7 protein-coding genes are annotated in these 7248 nt (G+C 67.8%); 5 read left to right on the top strand and 2 right to left on the bottom strand.

Translation table 11 applies throughout. From position 1 onward, the window contains the following. The first annotated feature begins 654 nt into the window (after positions 1-654). Together HMPREF1138_RS10020 and rlmB are read left to right on the top strand one after the other, a co-directional pair. Positions 655-1203, top strand: a complete 549-nt coding sequence (locus HMPREF1138_RS10020) for a DUF1697 domain-containing protein (RefSeq protein ID WP_009059448.1) — start codon at positions 655-657, stop codon at positions 1201-1203. Positions 1204-1563: 360 nt separating this feature from the next. Then, positions 1564-2541, top strand: a complete 978-nt coding sequence (gene rlmB, locus HMPREF1138_RS10015) for a 23S rRNA (guanosine(2251)-2'-O)-methyltransferase RlmB (protein WP_009059457.1) — start codon at positions 1564-1566, stop codon at positions 2539-2541. 39 nt (positions 2542-2580) lie between these two features. On the opposite strand, the gene HMPREF1138_RS10010 is transcribed toward rlmB, so the two are convergent. Together HMPREF1138_RS10010 and HMPREF1138_RS10005 are read right to left on the bottom strand one after the other, a co-directional pair. Continuing rightward, complete coding sequence (locus tag HMPREF1138_RS10010) at positions 2581-3186, bottom strand: hypothetical protein (protein ID WP_039937919.1); 606 nt, start codon at positions 3184-3186, stop codon at positions 2581-2583. Then, positions 3183-3833, bottom strand: coding sequence for a hypothetical protein (locus HMPREF1138_RS10005; RefSeq protein ID WP_009059450.1), 651 nt, complete (start codon positions 3831-3833; stop codon positions 3183-3185). Before HMPREF1138_RS10005 ends, HMPREF1138_RS10010 begins: the two co-directional genes overlap by 4 nt. 83 nt (positions 3834-3916) lie before the next feature. On the opposite strand from HMPREF1138_RS10005, the gene HMPREF1138_RS10000 reads away from it, so the two are divergent. The 3 genes from HMPREF1138_RS10000 to HMPREF1138_RS09990 all read left to right on the top strand — a co-directional run bounded on the left by HMPREF1138_RS10000 (position 3917) and on the right by HMPREF1138_RS09990 (position 7096). Further along, positions 3917-4411 (top strand): DUF456 domain-containing protein, encoded by a 495-nt coding sequence (locus tag HMPREF1138_RS10000; protein ID WP_009059455.1) that lies wholly within the window; start codon positions 3917-3919, stop codon positions 4409-4411. 96 nt (positions 4412-4507) lie between these two features. Further along, entirely contained in the window at positions 4508-5788 is a 1281-nt protein-coding gene (locus HMPREF1138_RS09995) for an adenylosuccinate synthase (protein ID WP_009059456.1), read from the top strand. Positions 5789-6181: 393 nt separating this feature from the next. Beyond that, the gene (locus HMPREF1138_RS09990; protein ID WP_009059449.1) at positions 6182-7096 is read left to right on the top strand and encodes a hypothetical protein; all 915 of its coding nucleotides are present in this window, start codon (positions 6182-6184) and stop codon (positions 7094-7096) included. Positions 7097-7248 lie beyond the last annotated feature (152 nt).

Genomic DNA, 7248 nt, shown 5'->3' with positions numbered 1-7248 from the left:
GGCGTCACCGTCGCGGACGGTCGCGACGGCGCGACGTGGAGTGTTGGCTGATCGGTGTGTGCTGAGGCCCCGGGAGCGCGAGCTCCCGGGGCCTCATGCGTGTCGCATTCCCACCGGCGCAAAACCTATTCAAACGTAGCGAGCTCCCGGGGCCTCGTGCGTGTCGGCGATCGTCTCGCAGATTCCGCGTTTGTTCTTGTGATTGTGTGCGCTGCACCCGATCCGTAGGCATTACACCCCTTCTGTTCGGGTGCAGCGGCCCGTAACGGGTGCAGCGGCCCATAACGGGTGCAGCGGCCCATAACGGGTGTCGTGCCCCGTAACGGGTGTAGTGCCCGCCATGCTGGTGTGTTGCCGCACGCTGCTTGTTGGCGTAGTGGCGTGCGGTGTTGTCGTGCCGCTCAGCCGCCTCGCCGGCGTGGTTCCCCAGAAATGTCGCATGCAATTCCCTTCCGCGTATTTCAAGGTTTGAAATCGGATCGTTGATATTCTGCGGTTTTCTCGATCCCTATGAAAAGTGAGGGTACCCGAATTGCATGCGACTTTTGGGGTGAGCAGGTTTTGTCTGGGCGTTACTCTGGAGTTAGGGTGAAGCCTTCCCGCAGAAGAAACGCGAGGTGGGGAGGTGGTAAGGCGAAAGGCAGGAGGATCAGCATGGAGTACGTGGCGCTGCTGCGCGGCATCAACGTCGGCGGCACAAACAAGGTCGTCATGAGCGAGCTGCGCGAGCAGGTCGCCGGCGTGGGCTACACGAACGTGCGCACCTACATCAACAGCGGCAACCTCCTCTTCGAGGCCGAGGCCGAGGCCCCGCGCGAGGACGTGGCCCAGAGGGTCGAGGACCTTCTGGCGTGCCGCTACGACTTCCCGATCCGAGTGGCGCTCCTGACGGCGCGGGACTATCTCGAGGAGCTACACCACCTGCCCGACTGGTGGCACGGCGAGGTCGCCCGCCGCGACGCGCTCTTTTTTACGCGAGGCATGGATCGCGCCCACGTGCGTGAGCGGATCGAGGCCATGGATCTGGGGGACGAGGCCGTTTACTTCGGTGAGCACGCCGTGTTCTGGGGCAAGTTCCACGAGAAGGAATTCCTCAAGACCGCCTACCACAAGCGTCTGCTGCGCGAGGACTTCTACCGCCAGGTGACGATCCGCTCCGGCTCGACGGTCGAGAAGATCGCGTCGATGCTCGCGCGGGAGTGAGACGACGCCCGGTCGGCGGCCTCTGCGAGGCTGAGGCGAGTGTGAGAGAGGTGTCGTGCTGCCAGCCGCCGTGATCGCAGGGTTCCCCAGAAATGTCGCATGCAATTCCCTTGCCTGTATTTCAAGGTTTGAAATCAGATCGTTGAAATTCTGCGGGTTTCTCGATGCCTAAGAAAAGGTAGGGTACCCAAATTGCATGCGACTTTTGGGGAGAGGGGCAAGGAGAGTCGAGTAGAATACGGTATAGCGTGGAACCTGTCTGCCCGATCGTGATTTTGGCCCCCGCGCGCGCCCCTGCGGCCCCGATGCGGCCCAAAGCCCGTAGGCTGGTGTCAGTTCACGAGAAAACGAGGAGACACCATGGCCTCACACAGCGGGCGCCCCGGCGCCATCCGTAAGAAGGGCACGAAGAAGGGCGCGCAGGTCGGCACCGGCGGCCACTCGCGCCGCCGCCTCGAAGGCAAGGGCCCGACCCCCAAGGCCGAGGACCGCACCTACCATCCGGCCTACAAGCGCAAGGTGAAGCGCGAGGCCCGCGAGGCCCAGGAGGCCGCGATCGCGCGCGCCCGCGCCAAGTCCTCGATCCGCGTCAAGCCGGGCCACGAGCTGATCGCCGGCCGTAACCCCGTCGCAGAGGCCGCCCGCGCCTCGGTGCCGATCGAGCGCGTCTTCATCCTCGACAACGTGAAGGATGACCGCGTGGAGGAGGTCGTGCGCCTCGCCAGTGCGATGGGTGCACCCGTGTACGAGGTCACCCGCCGTGACCTGGACGTCGCGACTGACGGCGCCGTCCACCAGGGCGTCGCCATCGAGGTGCGCGGCTACGAGTACGCAGACGCCTCGGACCTGATCGCCGGGGCGCTCCAGCAGCTGGGCCACCCGCTCCTCGTCGCCCTCGACCAGGTGACGGACCCCCATAACCTGGGCGCGGTCCTGCGTAGCGCGGGCGCGTTTGGCGCGGATGGCGTCATCATCCCCGAGCGCCGCAGCGCGGGCGTCAACACGACCGCGTGGAAGGTGTCGGCCGGCGCGGCTGCCCGCGTGCCCGTGGCTCGCGCGACGAACCTCGTGCGCGCCCTCGAAGAGGCCAAGGCGGCCGGCTACTTCGTGGTCGGCCTGGACGGCGGCGGAGACGCGCCCCTGCGTGGCCTGTCGCTGGCGGACGGCCCCCTCGTGGTCGTGACCGGCGCCGAGGGTGCGGGCCTGTCCCGCCTCGTGCGCGAGACCTGCGATCAGATCGTGTCGATCCCGATCGCGTCGACCGTTGAGTCCCTCAACGCGGCCGTCGCGACGGGCATCGCCCTGTACGAGGTGGCCTCCCTGCGCGCGCAGGACTGAGCCTTCCGAACCATCTGTTGTCTCGCCGTGGGTTGCGCGTTAGCGCCCCCGGCGAGACTCCTTTGTGGCGGCCTGGCGCATTGCGATCACGTTCCGTCCCGCGAAGAGGTGGTCTGTTGGTAGATCGCCCTCAAAGAGGAGCTCGGGCTGTGCAAGCAGTAGCTCATCGAGCTGCAACGTGACGGCGAGGTCCTGGAGGTAGTGGCCGATGTCTTCCTTGGTGGTGGGGGTGTTGCGTTGACTCACTCGAGTGTCGAAGCACCACACCTCGCTCGCGGGACGCCCTTCGGCCGACCAGGGCCGCGCTGCGATGAGGATTCGTGACGTCTGATAGCGAGCGGTTGCGGCAGGCTGAGAGGCACGCTGCGAGGCAGACTGGGGGAACAGGTCGCTGCGCACAATCGGGTCAACCACGGTGGAAAATAGTTCGCGCATCGTATCGAGGCCGTCGGCGATCTCGGTGCCAACCCACCCGTTCAGGGCGAGCTGATCGCGCATCCCCGGCGTTTCCACCGGGGCGCTTCTCCACTTCGATGCCCAGTAGTTGATACAGCGAGCGGCCGCCTCATGCGGATCGGTTGCGATGAGAGCATGCAGGTACCTGCGACGGAAGACCATCCGGCGCAGTGAGAAACCTGGGGTCATGATCGCTCCTTCGACGGGAGGAACTTGGTGACGGGATCGAGGAAGCTGCCCCGCATCCGGTTGAGGTTGTCGGGGGCGAGGGGGTGGTCCTCGGGCAGTTCCTCACCATCGACGAGGCGCGGGGGAGCCAGGAGGACGCCCTGCTGGTGCAGGGACGTGTGCAGGTACTCGAAGACGCGGGCGAAGGGGTCTTTGCCGGGGCGGGCGCGCTGAATCGCCGTATCCCAGGGGAAACACCACAGCTCAGTGGATGCCTGTGCGGCGTCGGGCGAGGGGTGAGCCGCGATAATGATGCGCGTCTTGTTGAGGTGGCGCAGCTGGGCGCGCACCGCCTTCGACGTCAGGTAGACGGCGAGGCCTCCCAACACGAGGCCCGGGGCGATCTCGCCAAGTTCCAGGAACGTGTCGTCGAGGTGTCTGCGCGAGGCCGTGGCCTGCCCGGGCATGACCGTGACCTCGGTGCCCGACCAGCCGATGCCCGCGAAACGCTCGGACATTGTGGTCGACTCGCGCTTGATGCCGATGGTGCGCCAAAACGCCGCGCAGCGCGCGACGGCCTCCGCCGGCGGGCATGACACGGTGTACACCGTCATGGGGCGCCTCTTCAGGAGGGAATCCAGCGGCAGGTGCGGGGGAGTGATATCCATCGGCATTCCTGGGGGTCGGGGTAACGAGGCCAGGCTAGCAGTGCGAGGCGCCCGCTCACAGCTCGGGCCGCTATGATCGCCCCATGAGTGTCCTCGGAACCGTCATCGTTGGCATCGTCATCCTCATCGGAGTGATCGGCGCGGTCGTGCAGATTTGGCCGTCCGCGCCCGTCGTCGGCGGCGCGATCCTCGTGTGGTCGTGGATGACGGGCACGCGCTCCGCGTGGATCATCTTCGCCATCGTGGCGCTCGTCCTGATCCTCGGAACGATCCTGAAATACGTGATCCCCGCCCGCGGCATGAACAAGGCGGGAATCCCCCAATCCACGCTCGTGTGGGGCGCCGTCGGCGGCGTCGTCGGCTGGTTCGTCGGACTGCCTCTCGGCCTCGTCCTCGGCATGATCGCCGCGATCTTCCTCGTCGAATACCTGCGCAGCCGCGACACCGCGAGGGCCTGGAAAGCAACGGTTCAGGCCCTCAAGGCCTTCGGATGGACGATCGCCATCGAGCTGATCGCCGCCCTCACGAGCGCCACCGCGTGGGGCGTCGGCGTCGCCCTGGCCGCCACCGGAAACTGACGCGACCAGCCAGGGTACCCCGGCCTCGTCGTTCCTCCGGTACGATGGGTCTGTTGCGCGCACCCGCGCGACTCACCCAACTTAACGGAGATACTCATGCCCGCCGTCATCGTGCTCGGCGCCCAGTGGGGCGACGAAGGCAAAGGCAAGGCCACTGACCAGCTCGGCCAGCACACCGACCTCGTCGTGAAGTTCAACGGAGGCAACAACGCCGGACACACCGTCGTGATCGACGGCGAAAAGTACGCGCTGCACCTCCTGCCCGCCGGAATTCTCTCCGAAGGCGTCACCCCCATCATCGGCAACGGCGTCGTCGTCGACCTGGACGTGCTCTTCGAGGAGCTCGAGGACATCACCTCGCGCGGCGTCGACTGCTCGCGCCTGCGCATCTCCTCCAACGCGCACATCATCCCCCCGTACAACCGCCTCATGGATCAGGCGAACGAGCGTGCGCGCGGCAACAACCTGATCGGTACGACGGGTCGAGGCATCGGCCCCACCTACGCCGACAAGATGAACCGTATCGGCCTGCGCATCCAGGACCTCTTCCACCCCGAGGAGCTGCGCGCCAAGGTCGAGGCCGCCCTGGCCCCCAAGAACACCATTTTCGAGGCCGTGGACCTGCAGGTGCTCGACCCCGCCGAGGTAGCCGACCACCTCCTGTCCTTCGCGGAGCGCGTCAAGCCGATGCTGTGCGACGTGTCCCTCGTTGTCAACGACGCGCTGGACCGCGGTGAGACCGTCCTCTTCGAGGGTGGCCAGGCCACGATGCTCGACATCGACCACGGCACCTACCCCTTCGTGACCTCCTCCAACCCGACCGCGGGCGGCGCGCTCACCGGCTCCGGCGTGGGCCCGACCCGCATCGACCGCGTCGTCGGCGTCGCCAAGGCGTACACGACGCGCGTCGGCGAGGGCCCGTTCCCCACGGAACTGGACGATGAGGTCGGCGAGGCCCTGCGCGCCAAGGGTGGCGAATTCGGCGTGACCACCGGTCGCCCGCGCCGCACCGGCTGGTTCGACGCTGTCGTCATGCGATACGCGACGCGCATCAACGGCCTGACCGACATCTGCCTGACGAAGCTCGACGTGCTCTCCGGCTACGACACGATCCCCGTGTGTGTCGCCTACGAGGTCGACGGAGTGCGCACCGAGGAAATGCCCCTCGACCAGGCCGGCTTCGAGGCCGCCGTGCCCGTGTACGAGGAGCTGCCCGGCTGGAGCGAGGACATCTCGCAGTGCCGTTCCTTCGAGGAGCTGCCCCAGGCCGCCCAGGACTACATCACGCGCCTGGAGGAGCTGTCGCGCTGCCGCATCCAATCGATCGGCGTGGGCCCGGGCCGCGAGGCCACGATCGTGCGCTATCCGCTCATGTGACGGTTTTTAAACGACAGTGGGGGCCGGTGCCGCGTTGCGGCGCCGGCCCCCACCCGTTTGACGCGCCGCCGTCGGCGCGCATGTACGACGAAGCACGCCGAACCGAATGCGCCTGTCGGCGCGAAGGCCGCTCGTAGCGGCAGAGTGTGGAGCCCGGGGCATACCGGTCCGGCGTGCCCCTCAACCCTACGACTAAGCCCCTCGCGCACGCTCGCCGTGGGGGCGTGGATCAACCCACACAGGGGAGTGCGCCACAGTCGCCACCGCGTCGACCACCAACGACGAGGCCGTGGCCGCCTTCCCCGCGAACCCTCCCATCCCCCGTGGCGGAGCCGACCCGCCTGGGTGGCCCCGGCCTCGTCGAGTGCCCACATGTGGGACCATGGAAGCGTGATGACATCGACCCCGCCCATGCGCCCCCGAACCAACCGCGGGCGCCGCCGCGACACCCTGGCCACCCGGCGTGTGCCCAACAGCATCGGCACCCTCACCGTCACCCTGCTGGCGGTCCTCACGATCGTCGCGTGGTGGCTGCCCGGCTCACGCTGGAGCGTCGGCCCCATCGTGGCGCTCGCTTCCTTCCTCCTTGCCCTCGGGTGGCCGACCCTGGCGCGGCTGCACATGCCGTGGCTCGCGCAGGCTGTCCTCGCCCTCGGCGGGGCCCTGACCCCCATGGCCGTCGCCTACTGGAAGAACCTCGACATCGCTGTCCCGCTGACCGGCATCACGCTGGTCGCGCTGGTGGCCGCCACCATCCTCGACGCGCCCACGCCGCGCGACCACTCGGTGGGGCATACGAGCGAACACTGGGGCTCCACTGCGCTCAGCGCCGCACTCGCCTCGTCCGTGACCGCGCTCCTCATCATCACGTCGGCCTCCATGTGGGTCTCCCTCACCGTCCACGAGCGCTGGTCCGTCATCGTCCCCATGGCCGCCCTGATCGCCATCGTCGGCGCGGCGGCCGCACGCGCCGGGCGCAGCGCGAAAGCCGGCGTCGTCATCGCGATGCTCGCGGGCATCGTCGCGGGCCTGGTCGCCGCGTCGATCGCCTGGTTCCTCGGGGAGACATCGGACCTGCTGCCCGTCGTCTTCCCCTTCATCGCCAAGCGTTTCGGCGACTTCGCCGCATTCCTGACCCTGGGCGGCGTCACCGGCTTCGGCGTCGGCTTCGCCGTGTCGGTCGTTGACGCGCTCCTGGGCGAGCGCGCCTCCTCCGCGCAGCTCGCCAACGTTCTGGGCCGAGGCGCCGCGAAGTTCCTCGTCGCCGCCCTGCCCGTCTACGCGATGATCCGCATCGGCGGCATCTGAGGTATCTCGGCGGCTGAGTTATCGCGGTGTCTCAGGCCCACCCGGGCCAGGTATTGCCCGCGCCCGCGCCTCGTCCCTGTTCGCCCCCGCGCCTCGTCCCTGCCCGCCCCCGCGCCTCGTCCCTGCCCGCCCCCGCGCCTCGTCCCTGTTCG

The organism is Actinomyces sp. ICM58, from assembly GCF_000283035.1.
Lineage (GTDB): Bacteria > Actinomycetota > Actinomycetes > Actinomycetales > Actinomycetaceae > Pauljensenia.
The sequence above is the reverse complement of the archived record's forward strand: the minus strand, read 5'-3'. Positions and strand labels throughout refer to the sequence as shown.